The sequence below is a fragment of the Streptomyces sp. S.PNR 29 genome, from assembly GCF_030386795.1.
GTDB lineage: Bacteria > Actinomycetota > Actinomycetes > Streptomycetales > Streptomycetaceae > Streptomyces.
Map to the genome: position 1 here is coordinate 151,095 of NZ_JANUQM010000019.1, position 15,395 is coordinate 166,489.

At 73.1% G+C, this 15,395-nt stretch carries 13 protein-coding genes and 1 pseudogene; 9 read left to right on the plus strand and 5 right to left on the minus strand.

What is annotated here, in order from left to right:
• The first annotated feature begins 189 nt into the window (after nucleotides 1-189).
• Nucleotides 190-1,449: an MFS transporter gene (locus NW895_RS37710; RefSeq protein WP_289941484.1), complete on the plus strand. Its 1,260-nt coding sequence runs from the start codon at nucleotides 190-192 to the stop codon at nucleotides 1,447-1,449.
• Nucleotides 1,450-1,952: 503 nt separating this feature from the next.
• Here the strand turns inward: NW895_RS37710 and NW895_RS37715 are convergent.
• Nucleotides 1,953-2,924 (minus strand): LysR family transcriptional regulator, encoded by a 972-nt coding sequence (locus NW895_RS37715; protein WP_289941486.1) that lies wholly within the window; start codon nucleotides 2,922-2,924, stop codon nucleotides 1,953-1,955.
• A gap of 121 nt (nucleotides 2,925-3,045) precedes the next feature.
• On the opposite strand from NW895_RS37715, the gene NW895_RS37720 reads away from it, so the two are divergent.
• The 8 genes from NW895_RS37720 (at nucleotide 3,046) to NW895_RS37755 (ending at nucleotide 10,984) form a co-directional block, all read left to right on the plus strand.
• Nucleotides 3,046-4,026 carry a fumarylacetoacetate hydrolase family protein gene (locus NW895_RS37720; protein WP_289941489.1) on the plus strand — a complete coding sequence of 327 codons (981 nt, stop codon included), beginning with the start codon at nucleotides 3,046-3,048 and terminating at the stop codon, nucleotides 4,024-4,026.
• Nucleotides 4,005-4,979 carry a cyclase family protein gene (locus NW895_RS37725; protein WP_289941490.1) on the plus strand — a complete coding sequence of 325 codons (975 nt, stop codon included), beginning with the start codon at nucleotides 4,005-4,007 and terminating at the stop codon, nucleotides 4,977-4,979. The genes NW895_RS37720 and NW895_RS37725 overlap by 22 nt, the downstream gene beginning before the upstream one ends.
• Nucleotides 4,980-5,042: 63 nt before the next feature.
• The gene (locus tag NW895_RS37730) at nucleotides 5,043-6,179 is read left to right on the plus strand and encodes an FAD-dependent oxidoreductase (protein WP_289941491.1); all 1,137 of its coding nucleotides are present in this window, start codon (nucleotides 5,043-5,045) and stop codon (nucleotides 6,177-6,179) included.
• Nucleotides 6,176-7,171, plus strand: coding sequence for an amidohydrolase family protein (locus NW895_RS37735; RefSeq protein WP_289941492.1), 996 nt, complete (start codon nucleotides 6,176-6,178; stop codon nucleotides 7,169-7,171). Before NW895_RS37730 ends, NW895_RS37735 begins: the two co-directional genes overlap by 4 nt.
• A 4-nt stretch (nucleotides 7,172-7,175) precedes the next feature.
• Nucleotides 7,176-8,108: a VOC family protein gene (locus NW895_RS37740; protein ID WP_289941493.1), complete on the plus strand. Its 933-nt coding sequence runs from the start codon at nucleotides 7,176-7,178 to the stop codon at nucleotides 8,106-8,108.
• A gap of 11 nt (nucleotides 8,109-8,119) precedes the next feature.
• Nucleotides 8,120-9,046: a fumarylacetoacetate hydrolase family protein gene (locus NW895_RS37745; protein WP_289941494.1), complete on the plus strand. Its 927-nt coding sequence runs from the start codon at nucleotides 8,120-8,122 to the stop codon at nucleotides 9,044-9,046.
• Entirely contained in the window at nucleotides 9,043-9,783 is a 741-nt protein-coding gene (locus tag NW895_RS37750; RefSeq protein ID WP_289941495.1) for an SDR family oxidoreductase, read from the plus strand. The genes NW895_RS37745 and NW895_RS37750 overlap by 4 nt, the downstream gene beginning before the upstream one ends.
• Nucleotides 9,784-9,859: 76 nt before the next feature.
• A complete protein-coding gene (locus NW895_RS37755) occupies nucleotides 9,860-10,984 on the plus strand; it encodes a winged helix DNA-binding domain-containing protein (RefSeq protein WP_289941496.1) in 1,125 nt (374 codons plus the stop codon).
• Between the two features lie 110 nt (nucleotides 10,985-11,094).
• Here the strand turns inward: NW895_RS37755 and NW895_RS37760 are convergent, their stop codons facing one another.
• The 4 genes and pseudogenes from NW895_RS37760 to NW895_RS37775 all read right to left on the minus strand — a co-directional run.
• Nucleotides 11,095-11,886, minus strand: coding sequence for a serine protease (locus NW895_RS37760; RefSeq protein WP_289941497.1), 792 nt, complete (start codon nucleotides 11,884-11,886; stop codon nucleotides 11,095-11,097).
• A 229-nt stretch (nucleotides 11,887-12,115) separates the two neighbouring features.
• On the minus strand, nucleotides 12,116-14,926 hold the full coding sequence (locus NW895_RS37765; protein WP_289941498.1) for a LuxR family transcriptional regulator: 2,811 nt from the start codon (nucleotides 14,924-14,926) through the stop codon (nucleotides 12,116-12,118).
• A gap of 176 nt (nucleotides 14,927-15,102) precedes the next feature.
• Nucleotides 15,103-15,258: pseudogene (locus NW895_RS37770) on the minus strand (LuxR C-terminal-related transcriptional regulator); the annotation flags it as partial.
• 19 nt (nucleotides 15,259-15,277) lie between these two features.
• On the minus strand, nucleotides 15,278-15,395 hold a 118-nt coding region (locus tag NW895_RS37775), incomplete at its 5' end, for a LuxR C-terminal-related transcriptional regulator (protein ID WP_289941521.1).

Sequence of the window (15,395 nt, forward strand, 5' to 3'; positions counted from 1 at the left end):
GCGAATAGCCCGGATACGGAATCCGGATCGCTCAGGGGATGGCGACGGGCGTTCCGGCCCCCCATAGTCGTCGCTACCCGCACGCCGCTGTCCGATCCGCCGCCGGTGTGCGGCCCTCGCCGGCATGCCGTGCGCCGTCTGCGCCCCGTGAGGCATGCCCGCTCCGTCACGCCGTCCCCTGGAGTCGCCATGCCCGGTTCCGTGTTCCCGCCGCCTCCCGCCGCGGTCGATGACGCCGCTCCGTCACCCGTCGCCGTGTCGGGCCCGGCCCATCTGCTGCGGGTGACCCTGCTGATGGCGGGCAGCTGTCTGCCGATCCTGGGGGCGGTGCTGATCGCCCCGGTGCTGCCGAGGATGCAGGACCACTTCGCGTCGAGCCCGGGTGCCAAGGCGCTGGTTCCGCTCGCGTTGACCGTGCCGGCCCTGGCGCTGGCGCTGCTGGCCCCGTTCGCCGGGGTGATCGTCGACCGGCTGGGCCGTAAGCGCCTGCTGGTGGTGGCGACCGTGCTGTACGCCGTGTTCGGCACGGCGCCGCTCTGGCTGGACTCCCTGGGCGCGATCATCGCCAGCCGCGCTCTGGTCGGTGTCGCCGAGGCCGCCATCATGACCTGCTGCACCACACTGATCGGCGACTACTACACCGGTCACCGGCGGGTGAAGTACCTCGCCCTGCAGACGATGTGCGCATCGGCGTCGGCCACCGTCTTCTTCGTGCTCGGCGGCGTCGCCGGCGCGGCGGGCTGGCGCGTGCCCTTCTGGGTGTACGCCGTCAGCCTGGCGCTCGCCCCGCTGATGGCCACCGCCCTGCCCAGGCCGGTGGTGCACGCGGCCGCCGAGCGTGCCCCGGCCGCACGCCGCCCGTTCCCCTGGCGGAAGCTGGCGGGCATCTGCGCCCTCACCTTCTTCGGGGCGATGGTCTTCTACACCGTCCCGGTGGAGATGGCGTACCTGCTGGACGACCTCGGAGTCGAGAACACAGGGGTGATCGGTCTGGCCACGGCGGTCGCCAGTGCCGCCACGGTGGGCGGAGCGGTCGCCTTCGCCCGCCTGAAGCGCGCCCCGGATCCGATGCTGCCCGCCGTCCTCGCGCTCTGCGCGGCCGGATTCGCCGTGATGTTCCTCGCGGGCAGCGCCCCGGTGCTGGTGGTGGGCGCGGTGATCAACTGCCTGGGCACGGGCATGCTGCTGCCCGCCCTCCTCACCAGTGCCATGTCCCGGCTGGCGTTCGAGGACCGCGGCCGGGGCACGGGGCTGTGGACGGCGGCCTTCTTCGGCGGCGAGTTCGTCTGCCCGCTGGCGCTGCTCGCCGTGGAGTCGGCGGTCGGCAGCCTGGCCGGTGCGGTGGGCGTACTGGGGCTGGCCGCCGCGGTCGTCGCGGGCGGCCTGCAGGCGGCCCGCCGCCGCGCGGACGCCACCGGTCCCCGGGCGCTGCCGGAGCGGCCGGCCTGAGGCCGGGAAACCGGGGAGAGCACGGAAGCAGGCGCCCGGCCCCGCCACCTCGGGCGGGCACCCCGCGGGGGCGTGACATCCACGGATGGCGCGGAGGCGGGGCCACGACGTTCCCGGCTGCCGCAGACGCGCGGCTTCGCCGATCACGGGCGGGGCTTTGCCGTTACGGGGCTGCTGTCGCTCAGGGGCTGGTGCCGGTTACGGGCGCTGCCGTCGCTCACAGGCCGCCCGGTCAGACTGCTGCTCCGTTCCTGGGCCGCTGCGGGTCGGGCGGCTGCCCCATTCATGGGCCGCTGCGCCTCTGGGGGGGGCTGCCCCGCTCACGGGCTGCTGCGGGTCTGGGGGCTGCCCCTGCTCACGGGCCGTCCCGCTCACGGGCTGTGCCGCGCAGGGGTCTGTCCGCTCACGGGCCGCTGCCGGCCAGGGCACTGCCCTGCCCTGCTCACGGACCACCCCGCTCCCGGACCGCTGCCCAGCGCAGGACGACTGCCGGTCCCGGACCCTCAGGTCGGGATCGGATCCGGTCCCGCCTCCGGCGCCGGTGCGGCGGAGGCCGCCTCTTCCCCGCTGTCGCCCGTCAGCGTCGCTCCCACCTCCGCCGCCTTCCGCCGTAGCCAGATGTGGGCCGCGTCCTGGGTGTGCACGGGGTGCCACCACATCGCCTGCCGTACCGGTACGGCCTCGAAGGGGCAGGGCAGGACGCGCACCGCGGCGGAGCGGACCGCCCTGCGGGCGAGGCGTTCCTGGATCATCCCGATCCGGCGAGTGCCCTCGATCATGTGGGGGAGCAGCTGGAAGGTCTGGACGGAGACCTCCACCCGCGGGCTGATGCCGAGCATGCTGAGCTGGCGGGCTACCGGCGCGTCATAGGGGCGCTGGTATACGGCCCACGGCAGGCGGGCCAGCAGGTCCAGGGTGAGTGCGTCGCCGACCTCGGGGTGGTCGTCGGCGACCATGCACAGCCAGCGGTCCTGGAAGAGGTCGACGCAGGGGAAGCCGTCGATGACGCCGTGCGGCATCAGCAGTCCGTCGACGGTGCTCAGCAGGGCGGCGGTGTTCTCCTCGACGGAGGGCGCCGGATGCTGGAAGGTGAGCCGGATGCCCGGAGCCTCCTCGTGCAGGGCGTGGGCGAGCGCGGCGCCGAACACGGCCGCGCCGTAGTCCGAGGCGAGCAGGGTGAACTCCCGGGTCTCGGCGGCCGGGTCGAAGTCGGCCTGGCTGGAGAAGACCCGTTCCAGCAGGTCGCACGCGGTGGCGCTGCGGTCGCGCAACGCCACGCCGAGCGGCGTCAGCTCGTAGGCGTTGCCGGTCCGGGCGAGCAACTCGTCGCCGAAATGGCGGCGCAGCCGGGACAGCGCCGCACTCATCGCGGGCTGGCTCAGTCCGACGCGCTCGCCGGCCCGGGTGACGTTGCGCTCCTCCAGCAGCGCACGCAGGGCCACGACGAGGTTGAGGTCGAGTCGGGACAGGTTCACCGGGCACCACCCAAGAGAGCGAGATGTATCCACGCCGTGGATGTGGCACATCCACAGGATTGATTTCCGTGATTCGCCGTTCGAGGCCACAGTAGACCGCAACCCAGCGGGAGGACATCTCATGGCAACACTCGTGCAACCTGCCGGCCCGTTCGCCCTCGGCACCTTCTCGCTTCCGGACGGGGAGCCGTTCCCCGGACTGCTGGCCGGCGGCCGGGTGCTGGACCTCGGCAGGTCCCTGGCCTGGGCGCCGTCCGGGATGCGCGCCGTGCTGGAGCGGTGGGAGGAGGCCCTGCCCGTCCTGCACACCCTCGCGGGCGAACCCGCCCTGGAGTGGCGCCCGTTGGACGGACTGCGCGTGCACGCCCCCGTCGAACCGCGCCAGGTCTTCCAGTCCGGCGCCAACTACCGGCAGCACGTGATCGACCTGGAGGTCGCCCACCGCGCCCCCGACGACCCCCGCACGGCCGAGGAGGCACGCGCCGAGATCGCGGAGATCATGGACCGGCGGGCGGCCGAGGACCTGCCGTACGTGTTCATCGGCCTCCCGAGCGCCATCACCGGCCCGTACGACGATGTCGTCCTGCCGGCCTGGGCCGAAAAACCCGACTGGGAGCTGGAGTTGGCGGCCGTCATCGGCAGGCCCGCCCACCGGGTCGGCGTCGAGGAGGCCCTGGAGTACGTCGCCGGCTACACCATCGCCAACGATCTGACCGACCGGGCCACCGTCTTCCGGCGGGACATGCCGGCCATCGGCACCGACTGGCTGCGCAGCAAGAACGCCCCCGGCTTCACCCCGCTCGGCCCGTGGATCGTGCCCGCCGAGTCGATCGGGGACCCGGGCGACCTGCGCGTCACCCTGAAACTGAACGGCGAGACCATGCAGGACGAGTCCACCAAGGACATGATCTTCGGTGTGGCGCGGATGGTGTCGTACGTCTCCCGGACCGCCCGACTCCTGCCCGGCGACCTGGTGCTCACGGGCAGCCCGGCCGGAAACGGCATGCACTGGGGCCGCCTGCTGCGCGACGGTGACGTCATGGAGGGTGCCATCACCGGGCTCGGCGTCCAGCGCACCCGATGCGTCGGGGAGGCCTCGTGAACCGCCACGATCCCGAGGGTGCGATCGCCGAGGCCGCCAAGGCGTACTCGAACTGGGGACGCTGGGGCGAGGACGACGTGCTCGGCACGCTGAACTTCCTCGACGAGGCCAAGCGGCGCGAGGGCGCCGCGCTCGTACGACGGGGCGTCAGCTTCTCGCTCTCGCAGTCCTTCGACATGAACGGCCCGCAGAAGGGCTGGCGCCGGCGCACCAACCCGGTGCACACCATGCTCGACACGGGCACCGACGCCGCCCTCGGCAACCAGGGCTTCCCGCACGGCATCGGCGGCGCGGACGACGTGATCGCGATGCCGTTGCAGTGCTCCACCCAGTGGGACGGGCTCGGCCACATCTTCGACCACGGCAAGGCGTGGAACGGACGCGACGCCTCGGCCACCGTCACCTCCGAGGGCGACCTGGTCACCGGCATCGAGCACATGGCCCCGCATGTCGCCGGACGCGGGGTGCTGCTCGACGTGGGTCGGGTCGCCGGCGAGGACGGCGAGTTGCCCGACGGTTTCGCGATCACCGAGGACCACCTGACCGCGGCCGCCGAGGCGCACGGGGTGAGCGTGGGCCGGGGGGACCTCGTCGTCGTACGGACCGGGCAGCTGGCCCGCGCCCGGCGGGACGGCTGGGGCGACTACGCGGGCGGGCCCGCGCCGGGCCTGTCGTTCACCACCGCCGGCTGGCTGCACCGCACCGAGATCGCCGCGATCGCCACCGACACCTGGGGCTTCGAGGTCCGGCCCAACGAGTTCGACCACGCCTTCCAGCCCCTGCACCAGGTCGTCATCCCCAACATGGGCCTGCTCATCGGCGAGATGTGGGACCTCGACGCCCTCGCCGCGGACTGCGCCGACGACGGCGTGTACGAGTTCTGGCTCACCGCCGCTCCCCTCCCCATCACCGGCGCTGTCGGCTCCCCCGTGAACCCCGTCGCCGTCAAGTAACCCGCCGAGCCGTACTCCCGCCGCCCGAAGCCGCGCGGCCCGACCTCGGGAGGTATCCCCGACATGGCTGACAGCCTCAACCGAAGAATCCTCGTCGTCGGCGGCGGCGCCTCCGGCAACGCCGTGACCGTCCTGCTGCGCCGGGCCGGCATCGCCGTCGACCTGATCGAGGCCAAGCCCGACTGGAACGCCACCACCGGCTCCGGCATCACCCTCCAGGGCAACGCCCTGCGCGTCCTGCGCGAACTGGGAGTGTGGGATCAGGTGGAGGCCTCCGGGTTCCCTTACAGCGAGGTGGGCCTGACCGCCCCCGACGGCACCGTGCTGGTCGTCGTCGAGGACATCCGGACCGGCGGCGACGACCTGCCCGCCACCCTCGGCATGCAGCGCCCGCAGCTCCAGCAGATCCTCATCGAAGCGGTCCGCGCCTGCGGCGCCACCGTCCGCCTGGGCACCACCGCCGAGTCCCTGGAGCAGGACGCCGACGGTGTCTCGGTGCGGTTCAGCGACGGCACCGAGGGCCGCTACGACCTGGTGATCGGCGCCGACGGCCTGGGCTCCGCCACCCGCGCCGCGATCGGCGTCACCGACCGGCCCGAGCCGACCGGCATGGCCATCTGGCGTATCGCCGCCCCCCGGCCCGAGAGCGTGACGCGCACCGACCTCGCCTACGGAGGCCCGGCCTACATCGCGGGCTACACCCCCACCGGCGACAACACCCTCTACGCGTACCTCGTCGAAGGGTGCCGCGCCCGCTCCTCCGTCGACCCGGCCGACTACGCCGACGAGATGCGCCGACTGGCGCAGGGGTACGGCGGGTCCTGGCCGGAGATCACCCAGCACATCACCGATCCCGGACAGGTCAACTACACCTGGTTCAACCGGCTGCTGGTCGAGGGCTCCTGGCACCGCGGCCGGGTCGTGCTGATCGGCGACGCCGCCCACTGCTGCCCGCCCACCATCGCCCAGGGCGCGGCCATGTCCCTGGAGGACGCCCTCGTCCTCGCCGAACTGCTCACGAGCGGCCGGGACTGGGACGACGAGCTGTTCCAGGGCTACTACGAGCGCCGCGCACCCCGGGTGCGGACCGTCGTCGAGGCGTCCGTGCAGATCGGCCAGTGGCAGCTCGACCGCGTGCGCGACGCCGATGTGCCCGGGCTGATCGGCCGCACGATGAACATCCTGAAGGAGCTGCCGTGAACGGACTCACGGTGGACGTGCACGCGCACGTCCTGCTCCCCGAGGTCGACGCCCTCGTGGCGGACCTGCCCGGACTGGCCCGGGCCCGCGCCCTCGACGCCCGCCGCAACGGCCCCGCGGCCCTCGCCGTCAGCGGCCCCATGGTCCGCGAGCGCGCGCCGAGGATGACCGACGTCCGCCTCCGGCTGGCCACGATGGACGCGCAGGGCGTGGACGTCCAGCTGGTCAGCCCGTCCCCCTCGCACTACCACTACTGGACGGACCAGGAGACGGCCGAGAAGGTGTGCCGGCTCGCGGCCGAGGCGACGGCGGCCCACTGCGCCCAGGCTCCCGGGCGGCTGTACGGCCTCGGCCTCGTGCCCCTGCAGCACCCGCAGCTGGCTGTACGTTCCCTCGAACACGCCCTGGAGCAGGGCCTGTCGGGTGTCGAGATCTCCAGTCACGCCCCGGGCCGCGAGCTGTCCGACCCGGCGTACGAACCCTTCTGGACCCGCGCCGAGGAGACCGGCGCCATCGTCTTCCTGCACCCTTTCGGCTGCACCCTCGACGAGCGCCTGGACCGGTGGTACCTGTCCAACACCGTCGGCCAGCCGACCGAGAACGCCGTCGCGCTGTCCCACCTGATCTTCTCCGGGGTACTGGACCGGCACCCCGGGCTGACGGTGATCGCCGCGCACGGTGGCGGCTACCTGCCCACCCACATCGGCCGCTCCGACCACGCCTGGCGGGCCCGCCCCGACGCCCGGGGCTGCGCACGGGAGCCGAGCAGCTACCTGAAGCGGCTGTACTTCGACTCCCTCGTCCACGACCCCCACGTGCTGCGGGAGCTGGTCCGCGCCGCCGGCCCGGACCGGATCCTGCTCGGCTCCGACTTCCCCTTCGACATGGGCACCGAGGACCCGCTGGGCGCGCTGCGCGCCGCGGGCCTGCCCGAGGCCGACTTCCACGCCGTACGAGGCGGCAACGCAGCCGCCCTGCTGAAGAAGGACTGACCCGATGCGTCTGCTCACCCACCTGCGGCACGTCGACCTCGCCGTGCCCGACTACGACAAGCAACTCGACTTCTACGCCGGCGTCTGGGGCCTGACCAAGGTCGCCGAGGACTCCGGGATCTCCTTCCTCGCCGCCGAGGGCAGCCCCGAGAGGTACGTCGTGCGGCTGCGCAGGGCCGACGAGAAGCGTCTCGACCTGGTCTCCTACGGGGCCGGCAGCCCGGCCGACGTCGACACCCTGGCCGACCGGCTCCTCTCCCAGGGCGTGCGGTTGATCTCCCAGCCGGGGAAGCTCGACACCCCCGGCGGTGGTTACGGCTTCCGCTTCTTCGACGTCGACGGCCGCACCATCGAGGTATCCGCCGACGTCGAGGCCCGGCAGCACCGCAGGATCGAGGAGAAGGAATCCATCCCGGTCCGCCTGTCGCACGTGGTGCTCAACTCCCCGGACCTGAACAGGACCCGTGAGTGGTACGAGCGTCACCTCGGCTTCCGCCTCTCCGACACGCTCAGCTCGCCGCACATGGGCGAGGTCATGCACTTCATGCGGATCAGCAACCAGCACCACTCCATGGCCATCGCCCAGGGCCCGCACACCTCCCTGCACCACGTCTCCTTCGAGATGCGCGGCCTGGACGAGTACATGCGCGGCTCCGGCCGCGTGATGCGCGCCGGTCACCGCAAGATCTGGGGCCCGGGCCGGCACATGGCGGGCGACAACACCTTCACGTACTTCCTCGACCCGCACGGCAACACGGTCGAGTACACCACCGAGCTGGAGGAGCTGGACGAGGACACCTGGCACCCTCACGTCTACGACTTCTCCCGGCCCGAGGTCACCGACCAGTGGGGCACCGCGAACCCCATGAACGAACTGGTCGCCAAGGAGTCGTTCAACGACGTCGACCGCGGCGTCTTCGTCGCGCCGCCGGTGTGAGGGCATCCGCCATGCGCATCGCCAGTTACGTGCACGAGGGGCGCCGCCACTGCGGCGTCGTGGAGGGCACCGTCGTACGGGCCCTGCCCGACGGCACCGCACCACTAGCAGCCGTCGGGGTCCGACCCGTGGGTGCCGCCGTCCCGCTGTCGGAGGTACGCCTGCTGCCCCCGCTGGAGCCGCCCACCGTGCGGGACTTCGTCACGTTCGAGGAGCATGTCGAGGGCGTACGACGGTCCGTGGACGGGGCCGGCGGGGTGCCGGAGCAGTGGTACCGCGCCCCGACGTTCTACTTCACCAACCCCTACGCCGTGTACGGCCCGTACGACGACATCCCCATGCCCCCGGGGTCGAGCGTGCTCGACTTCGAGCTGGAGGTGGCCGCCGTGATCGGCAAGGAGGGCCGCGACCTCACCCCCGAGCAGGCCCGCGACCACATCGTCGGCTACACCGTCCTCAACGACTGGTCCGCCCGCGACCTGCAGTCCGCCGAGATGAGGGTGGGCCTCGGCCCGTGCAAGGGCAAGGACACCGCCACCACGCTGGGTCCCTGCCTGGTCACCGCCGACGAACTGGAGCGGTACCGCGACGCGGACGGCTTTCTGCGCCTGGCGCTGACGGCCCGCGTCAACGGCGAGGTGGTCGGCAGGGACCTGCTGTCCCACATGAGCTGGACCTTCGAGGAGATGGTCGCGTACGCCTCCCGCGGCACCGTCGTCCGCCCCGGCGACGTCCTCGGCTCGGGCACCTGCGGCAACGGCGGCTGCCTGGCGGAGCTGTGGGGCGTACGGGGCAGGCAGGACCCGCCGCCGCTGAAGCCGGGCGACACCGTCACCCTCACCGTCGAAGGCATCGGCACCGTCTCCAACACCGTGGTCCCGGGCGCGGTGCCGGTGCCGCTGCCGGCCGGCCGCCGCCGCAGCCGGGAGCGGCCGTGAGCGACCGGTGTCCCAGGCTGCTCGGCAGGGTCGTCGTCGTCACGGGCGCGGCCCGGGGGCAGGGTGCCGCCGAGGCCGAGGCGCTGACCCGCGAGGGCGCCCATGTGATCGCCACCGACGTGACCGAGGCACCCGGCTGCCGCCGGCTCGACGTCACACGCGACCAGGAGTGGGCCGCACTCGCCGCCGAGCTCAAGGAGTCGTACGGCCATGTCCACGGCCTGGTGAACAACGCGGGCATCACCTGGCGCGCCCGCCTCGGCGACGTACGTCCGGACGACTTCCACCGGGTGCACGCGGTCAACGTCACCGGTCCGCTGCTGGGCATCCAGCACCTCGCCCCGCTGATGCCGCCGGGGTCGTCCGTCGTCAACGTCGGCTCGACGGCCGCGCTCACCGGCCACTACCCGGTCGCCTACACGGCGAGCAAATGGGCGCTGCGGGGCCTGTCGAAGGCGGCCGCCCTGGAGCTCGGCCCCCGCGGCATCCGCGTCAACACCATCCACCCCGGCTACATCGAGACCGACATGACCGCCTCCGCGGCCCCCGCCTTCCGTGCGGCGAACATCCGCGAGACCCCGCTCGGCCGCACCGGCACCGTCGACGAGGTCACCCCGCTCGTCGTGTTCCTCCTCTCCGCCGAGGCGTCCTTCATCACCGGCGCCGAGATCCCCGTGGACGGAGGTCTCACCGCCCACGGAGGCGCCAAGTCCGTGTCGGATGCACTGCGTTCATGACAGCCGTGGCGTGGACGGGCAGGGCCCTGCGAGTTGCGGACAGAAGGTGTCCGCGATCGGCGCTAGCGTGCGGAGCATGACCAAGCGGAGCGTGACCAAGACGACGACCCCGGCGGGCCCCGTGCTCGGCACCCGCGCCCTGAACCGCGCCACTCTCGCCCGGCAGCTCCTGCTGAGCCGCTCGCCGATGTCCGCGAAGGCCGCCGTCGAGCATCTGGTCGGCCTTCAGGCGCAGAACGTGAAGCCCCCGTACTACGCGCTCGCCGCCCGCCTCGACGGCTTCGCACCCGAGGAGCTGTCCCGGCTGATGGCCGACCGCGAGGTCGTCCGGATCGTCACCCTGCGCTCGACCATCCACACCCACACCGCCGACGACTGCCTCACCCTGCGGCCGCTGGTGCAGCCGGCCCGGGACCGCGAGATCAACACCTTCCGCAAGGGGCTCGCCGGCGTCGACCTGGACCGGCTCGCCGCGCTGGCCCGCGACCTGGTCGAGGCCGAACCCCGCACCATGGGGCAGCTGCGCGAGGCGCTGCTCGCCGAGTGGCCCGACGCCGACCCGCAGGCCCTGTCCGTCGCCGCCCGCTGCCGTCTCCCGCTGGTCCAGGTCACCCCGCGCGGACTGTGGGGCAGGAGTGGCCAGGTCGCCCTCACCACCGCCGAACACTGGCTGGGCCGGCCCGCCGAGCCGGCCCCCGCTCCGGACGCGACCGTACTGCGCTACCTCGGCGCCTTCGGCCCGGCGTCCGTGAAGGACATGCAGACCTGGTCGGGACTGACGCGGCTGCGCGACGCCTTCGAGCGGCTGCGTCCCGGGCTCGTCACCTTCCGGGACGAGAAGGGAACCGAACTCTTCGACCTGCCCGACGCTCCCCGCCCCGACCCCGGCACCCCGGCCCCGCCCCGCTTCCTGCCCGAGTTCGACAACCTGCTCCTCTCCCACGCCGACCGCACCCGTGTCGTGCCGCCCGAGCACCGGGGCCGCACCTGGCAGGGAAACCTCGCCCACAGCGCCCTCCTCGTCGACGGCTTCCTGGCCGGGGTGTGGCGGCTGGAGCCGGACGCGCTGGTGATCGAGCCCTTCGGGGGGCTCAGCAAGGCCCAGCGGGAGGAGGTCACGGCGGAGGGGGAGCGGATGCTGAGGGTGCTGCACGGGGAGTCGTCGTACGACATCCGCTTCGGGACCGTGCGGAAGCGGTGACCGTCGCCCGGACATGGAAAGGGGGCGTTGCGGGCCGCTCGTGGTGGCTCGCAACGCCCCCTGGTATGTCACCTGAGGGGTGCTCAGGAGTTCTTGCCCGGTCTGCTCGGCTACGAGTTGACCTGCGCGGTCACCAGGCTGGAGAAGGTGGTCAGCCGGGTGTAGACACCCGGGTAACCGGCCTGGGCGCAGCCCTCGCCCCAGGAAGTGATGCCTGCCAGGACGCCCCCTATGAGCAGGGGACCGCCGCTGTCGCCCTGGCAGGTGTCAACGCCGCCGGAGGTGTATCCGGCGCAGACCATCTCGTTCGCGACGAAGTCGGAGCCGTACGAGCTGCTGCAGCTGGAGTTGGACACGATCGGCACGGTCGCGGTGCGCAGCTGGTTGGAGGAGCTGCCACCCGAGGAGGTGGTGCCCCAGCCGATGATGCGGGCGGTGGTGCCGGCCGCGTACACGGAGGTGTCCGTCGACGAGACGTACTTCGCCGTGGTGTACGGCATCGAGGTCGACAGCGTCAGCACGGCCACGTCCTCGCCCTTGGTGGCCGTGGTGTAGCTCGGGTGGATCCAGATCTTGCTGACTCTGCTGACCGTGCCGTTGGTGCCGTTGAGGTAGGTGCGGCCGCCGACGACGCGCACGCTGCTGGTGGTCTCGCCGACCATGCAGTGGGCCGCGGTGACCACCTTGGTCGGAGACACCAGCGTGCCGCCGCAGAACTGGTTCTGCGAGGCGTCCGTGATCTGCATCATGAACGGGTACGCGGTCGTCGTGGTCGTCGTACCGCCGACGATGGGCTGCGGGGCGGCCACGGCGGTGGGGGCGGTGAGCAGCGCGGTCGCGGCGGCGGCAGCGGTGGCCGCGACGACGGCGGCGGCCTTCTTGGCACGGGTGAGCCCGAACATGGGTCTCCTCATCGGATTGCCGGTGGGGGGTCGCACGGTGGGGGTGGTGCACGGGGGCCGCTGTCGGGACCGGCCCCCGTGTGCCCGGGCGAGCGGCACGGATCCACGCTAGAAGTCGGAGGATCGACCTCCCAATGAGGGAACCCCCTAAGGGAGTTGGGCAGGGAAAACCCTCGGTGGCCGCTCGGCGGACCCTGCGGATCGGCGCGTACGGCACACTCCGCGCGGCTCAGTTCGTACGGCGCCCCGCCGCCAGTCTGACGATGTCGACGCGCGATCGGATCCCCAGCTTGCGGTAGACCCGGGTCAGCGTCGCCTCGACGGTCTTGACGCTGATGAACAGCCGTGCGGCGATCTCCCGGTTGGTGGCGCCCTCCATGACGAGCGCCGCGACCTGACGCTCCATCGAGGCGAGGCACTCCAGGCCGTCGGGTACGGCGGCGGGCGCCGGGGCCGGCTCCGGCGGGCCCGACGCGGCTGCGGCGTCCACCTGCCGCAGCCACGGCAGCGCCCGGCAGCGCCGGAACAGCCGCGCCGCCTCCTCGTACGAGGTCGGAGCGGGCTGCCTGGTGCGCAGCCGGGCGAGCGCGAAGGCGGCCCGTGCCTCCTCCAGGCCGTGCCCCAGCTTGGCGAGCCGGTCCTGGGCCGACGTCAACTGTCCCAGCGCGCCGTCGTGTTCGCCGCGCGCCGCCCGTACGAGGGCCTCGGCCCGGTCGATGACGGCCAGCACGCTCTCCCGTCCGAGCCGCAGCGCGTGATGGCGGGTGATGTCGATGACGTCCTGCGCCTCGGCGGCCTCCCCGACCTGGACCAGGGCCTCGGCCAGATCGCCCTGCCAGCGGCCGCGCGCCGGGTCGGTGACGCCGAGGCCGTGTTCCAGTTCGCGCACCCGGCGCAGGGACACCACCGCTCCCGGGGCGTCCCCGGCCACCAGCTGGGCGTGGCCGAGGGCCGTCAGGGCGCGCGAGGCGTACATCTGGTCGCCGATCTGCTCGGCGTGCTCGACCGCCTCCCGCGCCAGCGCGAGCGCCCGGTCCACGTCCCCGCCGGAGGCCTCCGCGAGGGAGGTGAGCACGGCGGAGGCCGTCTCGCCGATGCCGGAGTCCCGGGCCAGCCTGAGGCCCTCCCGGGCCAGGTCGAGGGCCCGGCCGCAGTGACCGGAGCGCAGTTCGGTCTCGGCGAGGAACCGCAGGAAGTGCACCTCGCTCTCGACCATGCCGCGCCGCCGCACCTCGCGCAGCAGCGCGGTGATGGTGGCCCGGGCCTCGGGCAGCTGGTCGCTCATGATCAGCCAGCGGAAGCGGGCCGAGCCCGCGCCGTTGTGGTGGCAGGCGACCCAAGGGTCCTGGGGCTCCTTGAGCGCCCGTTTGATGGTCGCGGGGGCGTCGGGGTGGCCCATCAGGGTCTCGGTCTGGGCCTGGAAGGCGAGCGCGAGGAGCTCGGTGCGCCGGTCGCCGGCCCGCGCGGCCAGCTCCGCCGCGCGCGCGGCCTCCTCACGCCCTTCGGCGAAGGTGCCCTCGACGACCAGTCCGCGCCACGCCAGCTGGTAGTGGACCTGCGCCAGCAGCCCCGGGTCGTCGCCCGCGTCGGCCAGCGCCTGCGGGAAGACGGCGTCGACGTCGCCGAGGGCGTGCCCGGCCGCCTCGATCACCACGATCCAGGCCCGCACGCGCTCCGCGGGCAGGACGGACCGGGTCAGTACCTCGCGGGCGATGTCCCGGGCGAGGTCGACCTCGCCGGCGGTGATGGCGTCCTCGGCCGCCTGCAGCCGGCGCTCGTCCGGGCCGGGGGCGCTGTCCGCCGGGGTGTGCCGGGCCGCGAGCAGCCCGAGGGACGCGGCGACCGACGGCGCCCCGCGGTCCCGGGCCAGCGCGGCGGCCTCCGCGAGCCGGGCCGCCACGTCCGGGTCGGTGCCGTGGGTCGCCAGCGCCAGGTGCCGGGCCCGCTCGATCGGGTCGGACGCCGCCGTGGACAGCGCGGCGTGCGCGGCCCGCCGCTCCTGCGCCGGGGCCTCCGCGTACAGCGCGGCCGAGATCAGCGGATGCGCGAACCGCAGGGCGGGACCCTCCGGCTCCGTCGCCAGCAGCCCCAGCTCGGCCGCCTGGGCCGTCTCGGCCTCGGCGTGCTCCCGGCCCGCGGCGTGCAGCAGCGCCAGTGTGGGGCGGGCGCCCGCGCTGGCCACCAGGAGGGTGCGGCGGGCCTCGTCGGACAGCATGTCCAGGCGGTGCAGTACGAGGGCGCGCAGCGAGGTCGGTACCGGCAGCGGCTCGCCGGGGCGGGGCGGGGTGGGGTTCTCGGCGAGGGCACGGCCCAGCTCCAGCGCGAACAGCGGGTTGCCGCCGCTGGTGCGGTGGATGTCGCGGACGGTGGAGCGGGGCAGGCCGGTGTAGCCGCGGTGGTCGAGGAGTGCGGACACCTGGTTGCGGGAGAGCGGGTTCAGGCGGACCGCGAGGGTGTCCGGTGGGGACGCGCGTAGATGACGGTCGTACTCCTGCCCCTCGGTCCGTACCGCGCACAGCAGCCGCACCGGGGTGTCGCCCAGGCGGCGGGCGGCGAAGCCGAGGAGTTCGGCGCTGGCCGGGTCCAGCCACTGCAGGTCGTCGGCGACGACCAGGACGGGGCCTTCGGCGGCCAGGGCGCGCAGCGCGGACAGCACCGCCAGGCGCAGCGCCAGCCCGTCGCGCTGGAGGGTGGACTCGCCGCGGCCGGTGAGCGCCGACTCCAGGGCGGTGCGCTGGGCGGCGGGCAGTTTGCCGGACACCTCGTCCAGGACCAGGCCGAACAGGTCGGCGAGGGCGAGGAAGGGGAGATGGGATTCGGACTCGGTGGCGGAGCAGCGCAACACGGTCCGTGCCGAGTGGGCGCATTCCGTGGTCAGTGCCCGCAGGACGGTCGACTTTCCTATTCCGGCGGGGCCGTGGAGCAGCACACTGCCGCCCGAGGCGAGCTGCTCACGCGCCTGCGCGAACAGCTCCTCCCGGCCGATGACCAGGTCGGGGCGGCATCTGGCAGGCTCCTTGAAGTCCCGTCGCACGGTCACCGCTCCCTCCGTGTGTCGTGTCCTGGCCAATATTAGGCAATGGGTCATTGAATTTCGGACGGATGAGATGGTGAGGGAAATAACAGCGGCGAAGCATGGAGAATTACAAAGCGCGCCCGAATGAATAGCGCCCCGCCTGTGGCCTCGTGGGATACGGTGCGGCAAACAGTGCAAACCTACGGCAACCACCCGGCCCGTCGCGCGGCGACCACGGCCTCTCCGCGGGTCCGGGCGCCCAGCTTGCGCATGGCGGAGCGCAGATACGCCTTGACCGTCTCCGCCCGCACCCCGAGCCGCTCGGCGGCCACCGCGTTCGTGGGGCCTGTGGCCACGGGGCCAGTATGTCCGCCACTACGGCAACCACCCGGCCCGTCGTGCGGCGACCACGGCCTCTCCGCGGGTCCGGGCGCCCAGCTTGCGCATGGCGGAGCGCAGATACGCCTTGACCGTCTCCGCCCGCACCCCGAGC

Coding starts and splice junctions, on each gene's coding strand:
- NW895_RS37710 (WP_289941484.1), top strand. CDS start 190: ATGCCCGGTTCCGTGTTCCCGCCGCCTCCCGCCGCGGTCGATGACGCC.
- NW895_RS37720 (WP_289941489.1), top strand. CDS start 3,046: ATGGCAACACTCGTGCAACCTGCCGGCCCGTTCGCCCTCGGCACCTTC.
- NW895_RS37725 (WP_289941490.1), top strand. CDS start 4,005: ATGCGTCGGGGAGGCCTCGTGAACCGCCACGATCCCGAGGGTGCGATC.
- NW895_RS37730 (WP_289941491.1), top strand. CDS start 5,043: ATGGCTGACAGCCTCAACCGAAGAATCCTCGTCGTCGGCGGCGGCGCC.
- NW895_RS37740 (WP_289941493.1), top strand. CDS start 7,176: ATGCGTCTGCTCACCCACCTGCGGCACGTCGACCTCGCCGTGCCCGAC.
- NW895_RS37745 (WP_289941494.1), top strand. CDS start 8,120: ATGCGCATCGCCAGTTACGTGCACGAGGGGCGCCGCCACTGCGGCGTC.
- NW895_RS37755 (WP_289941496.1), top strand. CDS start 9,860: ATGACCAAGCGGAGCGTGACCAAGACGACGACCCCGGCGGGCCCCGTG.
- NW895_RS37760 (WP_289941497.1), bottom strand. CDS start 11,886: ATGTTCGGGCTCACCCGTGCCAAGAAGGCCGCCGCCGTCGTCGCGGCC.